The 4,307-nt window shown below is 44.7% G+C and carries 4 protein-coding genes and 1 pseudogene; all 5 read left to right on the top strand.

The features are described from left to right. Nucleotides 1-749, top strand: a pseudogene (locus Q0338_RS04020) (hypothetical protein); the annotation flags it as partial. Further along, nucleotides 749-1,924, top strand: a complete 1,176-nt coding sequence (trmB, locus tag Q0338_RS04015) for a tRNA (guanosine(46)-N7)-methyltransferase TrmB (RefSeq protein ID WP_298085634.1) — start codon at nucleotides 749-751, stop codon at nucleotides 1,922-1,924. The pseudogene Q0338_RS04020 and the gene trmB, both read left to right, overlap by 1 nt. Further along, on the top strand, nucleotides 1,908-2,579 hold the full coding sequence (locus Q0338_RS04010) for an ABC transporter ATP-binding protein (protein ID WP_002953262.1): 672 nt from the start codon (nucleotides 1,908-1,910) through the stop codon (nucleotides 2,577-2,579). Before trmB ends, Q0338_RS04010 begins: the two co-directional genes overlap by 17 nt. Beyond that, nucleotides 2,566-3,375: an FtsX-like permease family protein gene (locus Q0338_RS04005; RefSeq protein WP_298085633.1), complete on the top strand. Its 810-nt coding sequence runs from the start codon at nucleotides 2,566-2,568 to the stop codon at nucleotides 3,373-3,375. The genes Q0338_RS04010 and Q0338_RS04005 overlap by 14 nt, the downstream gene beginning before the upstream one ends. Beyond that, the coding region (locus Q0338_RS04000; RefSeq protein ID WP_298085632.1) for a peptidase M23 at nucleotides 3,372-4,307 on the top strand (936 nt) is incomplete at its 3' end. The genes Q0338_RS04005 and Q0338_RS04000, both read left to right, overlap by 4 nt.

Raw genomic sequence — 4,307 nt, 5'->3', positions numbered from 1 at the left:
GCACGGCATCTTACGTCATCGAAAAAGCCGATATAAATAAAGAAAACTGGAGGCAAATCGCCGAGGTAAAAGGCAGACTAAACGCCGAATATATTGATGACGACGTAAAGTCCGGCAGGGGCTATAAATATAGAGTTTTCGTAAAAACTACTAGCGGAACGATCTCAAAACCTAGCGAGATCGTGGACTCCACGACAAAGCAGCTGCCAAGCGAGGTCGTAAATGCCCAAGCTACTCAAAACGTGCCTAAAAAGATTATTTTGACGTGGGACAGCGTGGCTAGCGACGACTTTGGCTACTACAAAATTTACAGCGCGTCAAGCAAATTTATGCCCTACACTTATCTCGTTAAAACCACGTCTAATAGCTACGAGGATCTCATAAACGAAAACGGCGCGACCAGATACTATAAAATCACCATCGTCGATAAAGACGGCTTAGAGTCTAAAAAACCTAGCGAACCTATCATCGGTATGACGCTAGGTGCTATCGACGCGCCTACTATCTCCTCTATCGTGGCCGACAGCACGGCGGTTAAGCTCACGTGGAATGCCTCTGATAAGGCCAGAAGCTTTACCGTTATAAGAGACGGCGGAGGAAGCGAGCAGAAATTTACAAATATAAGCGGCAATGAATTTGTCGATAATAGCGTTGCTTACGGGCAAAAATATAGCTATAAAGTTATCGCCGTGGATGAATACGGCATTAGCTCCGACGCTTCTCAAAAAGTAGAGATAGCCGTCGAATAATGCCCAATTTTATAGCTAAAAACGTAAATTTTACTCCAAAAGAGTGCGGCGAGATAAGCTTTTTGTGGGAGGCTCGCGGCAGGCAGGGCGTTAGCCTCGTTTATACCAAAAGCTCTAGCGAGGAGTTTTTTATCACGCTAAAAAAGCGCGAAAACGACTGGGTCGTAAAAGGCGAAAAGCTAACAAAGCCTGCCAAAATAGGGCTTTTGCAAAATGCTTTGGCTAAATTTAAAGAGCTTTATTGCGATCAAATTTTAAGCGAAGCCATCGCGGTAAAAAACACGCGCCTCACGCAAAAAGACTCGGCGATTTTTGATGTGAGCGAGCTGCTTGAGAATTTAAATCAGAGCGAATTTGAAAGTAAATTTATCGAGATCGGATTTGGCTCGGGCAGACACTTGCTATTTCAGGCGGAAAATAACCCAAATACGCTAGTTATCGGTATCGAGGTCTACAAGCCCTCGCTCGAGCAGGTAGCAAAGCTGGCTAAAGCTAAAAATCTAAACAACGTCATGCTCGTAAACTGCGACGCGAGGCTGCTTTTATCGCTTGTGGAGTCAAATTTTATCGATAAAATTTTCCTTCATTTCCCCGTACCTTGGGATGACGCTCCTCATAGGCGCGTGGCGTCGGCTAAATTTGCCCTGGAGTGCGAGCGAACGCTAAAAGTGGGCGGTAAATTTGAGCTGCGAACCGATAGCCGCGAGTATGCGGACTTTACTTTGGCTCAAATTTTAAATTTGAGCGATGCCGACGTGCAAATTTACAAAAACCGCGATCTAAAAGTAAGCAGCAAATATGAAGACCGCTGGAAAAGGCACCAAAAAGATATTTACGACGTTATCTTTACCTGCGAAAAGCAAAGCGAACCAAGAGTGGGTCAAGGCGAGCTAAAATTTGAAAACGGCTACGACGCGAGCAAGGTCGCGGCTAAATTTATCAACCAAACGATTAAAAGGGACGATTTTTTCTTGCATTTAGAGGAAAAGTACGAAAAAGACGGCGAAATTTTGATTCGCGCGGCGTTTGGCGCATTTAACGCGCCCGAGCACTGCTATGTTTTACTCGGCGAAAAAGGCGCAGAATATTTTATAAAAAAGCCGCTGGTTACGGCTGAAAATTTAAAGGCGCATCTTGCGTTGAAGGAGTATTTGGCGGATGCAAAAAATAATTAGCGCAAGCGGGCTTTGCCTAGGATACGAGGGCTGCGAAAAGCTCATAACGGACGCGAAATTTGACATTTACGCCAATGATTTCGTTTTTATCACCGGGCAAAGCGGCAGCGGCAAATCGACGCTTTTAAAATCTTTTTACGGCGAGATAAAGCCGAGTGCTGGCTCGCTAAACGTCTGCCTAACCGATATGATGAATCTAGGCGGGCAAAATCTGGATAAACTAAGACAGCGCATCGGCGTGGTTTTTCAAAACTACCGCTTGATAAGCGAGTGGAATATCGAAAAAAACGTGATGCTGCCGCTAATGATAAAAGGCCTTAGCGCTAATGTTTGTAAAAATCAGGCGACCAAGCTGTTAAAGCACGTAAATTTGCTCCACAGAGCGCACAAATATCCAAACGAGCTAAGCGGCGGCGAACAGCAGCGAGCGGCGATGGCTAGAGCGCTCGCGCATAATCCAAATTTGCTGCTTTGCGATGAGCCGACGGGTAGCCTCGATGAATACTCAAGCGACGTTATCTGGGGGCTTTTGCGCTCGGCAAAGGAGTTTTTGGGTACTTGCATCGTGGTCGTCACGCACAAGGTGCCAAGCTCGCTAAGGGTGCCTTACAGACATTTTGTTATAGAAGACGGACATTTGCATGAAATCCTTTAAAACTCATCTAAGCGTGATAATCCCGCTCGTGGCGCTACTCGTGGGCATTCAGTTTATATTGCTAGTCGGGCGAGTGGTGGACGAGTACGAGTCTGTGATGAACAAAGACTACAGTATCATCATCGTTAGCCAAAACGAGCTAAACGCTACCGACGTAAAGCCGCTAGTTTATACCTTCGAATCGCTTGAGCCGCTTAGCTCAAAGCCCGTGCTAGAGAGGCTTGCTAAGGATATATCGTCTAAAAATATCGCCGTTTTGCAAAACGCGTTGCCTAAATTTTACTCGCTAAAGCTAAATGCCTTTCCAAGCACCCAATATATGCAAGAGATAAAGGATAAAATTTCAAAGATTAACGGCGTGAGCAGGGTTGAGACCTTTTCAAAAACGCATGATAAAATTTATAAAATCATGCAGCTGATTAAAAATATTTCGGCGATATTTTCGGGGCTAATCGGGTTAATCGGGCTTATGCTTATCGCAAAGCAGATGCGAATTTGGCTATACGAGCACAAGGAGCGTATCGAGATAATGACGCTATTGGGCGCTCCGTCGTGGCTAAAATCGGGCGCTTTATACAAAAATGCGCTGTTTGATTCGTTTATAGCGACCGTTTTGGTGGCGGTTTTTTATATTATTTTGCCGGATTTACAGCCCGTTAAAGAGGTTGCTACCGACCTAAATATAAATTTACCAGCGATTGATCTATTTTACGAGGGCGGAGTACTGCTGGGCGTTTCGCTTGCGATTAGCTTTTTTGCCGTTTATCTCGTGATGAGAAAAGCAAGGGCGATATGAGAAAAATTTGCGTTTTGCTGGCCGCCATGATTTGCTTAAACGCAAGCACGGGCGAAAAGATAAAAAATCAAACGACCTATCTCGAGTCCTCAAAAGAGCTTGAAAAGCAGCTAAATAAAAAGCTCGACGACCTGGCCGGCGACATACTCGGCGGCGAAAAAAGCGTCAAGCAAACTGACGACAAGATGAAAGAGCTCATTTTGCAAATAGCGCAGCTGGAAAACAGCGCAAAAAGCGCTAGCGGCGAGCTTGACGAGTTGGTAAAGCAAAACAAAGACCTCACGCAAAGTCAAAAAGATATACAAAAAAGTATCGTGCGCATCATCTCAGACGAGTTTTCTTTCGACCTTATAATGCCAAAAGAGTACGAGGAGGGCGTGGATAGTATCATTGCGACTGAGATTTTAAGCAAGCTAAATTCGGTACTAAAAGATGATTTTAACGAGCTAGCCAAGCAGTACGAAAGTACGCAAAATTTGATAAAAACCCAAAACGACAAGATAGACGGCATAAAGTCAAATTTAAAAACCTTTAAATTTAAGCAAGCCGAGCTAGTTTCCCTGCAAGATAAGCAGATGAAAACGCTGGCAAATTTAAAGCGGGATAAGGAAATTTATCAAAAGCAACTCTCGCGCCTACAAGCCCAACAAGACGAGATCAGAAAGACGCTAGAAGAGCTAAAAATCGTCGCCAAAAGAGAGAGCGAGGAGGCTAAAAAAGCTCTAGCCGCACAAAAAGCGGCCGAGGCTAAAGCTCAAAAAAATAAGAAAGATAAAAAGGACGAGGCCGCAGCAAGCGCGTCTGATGGCGACGTGAAACAGTTTGGCTCGAGCTATCAAACGAGTCTTGTTAAAAAATACAGCGGCGAAAAGACTATCGCACCGCTTGACGGCTTTACGGTTAAACAAAAATTTGGTAACTACGTAGATCCC

The sequence above is a fragment of the uncultured Campylobacter sp. genome, from assembly GCF_938018145.1.
Lineage (GTDB): Bacteria > Campylobacterota > Campylobacteria > Campylobacterales > Campylobacteraceae > Campylobacter_A.
This window is presented reverse-complemented; position numbering and strand designations above follow the sequence as displayed.